Source organism: Streptomyces sp. SP18CS02 (assembly GCF_036322365.1).
In the GTDB taxonomy this organism is placed as follows: Bacteria; Actinomycetota; Actinomycetes; order Streptomycetales; family Streptomycetaceae; genus Streptomyces.
The window spans coordinates 1-336 of sequence record NZ_JAQYXC010000043.1; the positions used below are offsets into that span (position 1 = coordinate 1).

A 336-nucleotide genomic window follows, 5' to 3' on the forward strand; every position below is an offset into this window, starting at 1 on the left:
CCAACACGCCTGCGTTCACTAAGATAACGGATGGCACCGATGACAACTCGTTGTCAATTTACTAAATTACAACGACGTAAATGACGACATGACATCCAGCCACCACGGCCGCAACCACGCGGCCACGACAGGGAGGAAACACCACATGAACGCAAAGACGCGACGCATCGTCAAAGGCACGGCAGCGGTCACCATCGCCGCAACCCTCGCCCCTACAGGCAACGCCGGCCACGGCGACTCGCACGACGGCAGCGGCGGCGACAGCAACACCAACGGTCTCCTGCTTCAGGAGAACAAGACGACGCGTAACGAAACGTTCGACCGCCCGATCATCGA

Annotated in this window: 1 pseudogene; it reads left to right on the forward strand. The window is 58.9% G+C overall.

The annotated features are described in order from the left end of the window. Nucleotides 1–145 precede the first annotated feature (145 nt). A pseudogene (locus tag PUR26_RS00110) lies at nucleotides 146–336 on the forward strand (ABC transporter substrate-binding protein); the annotation flags it as partial.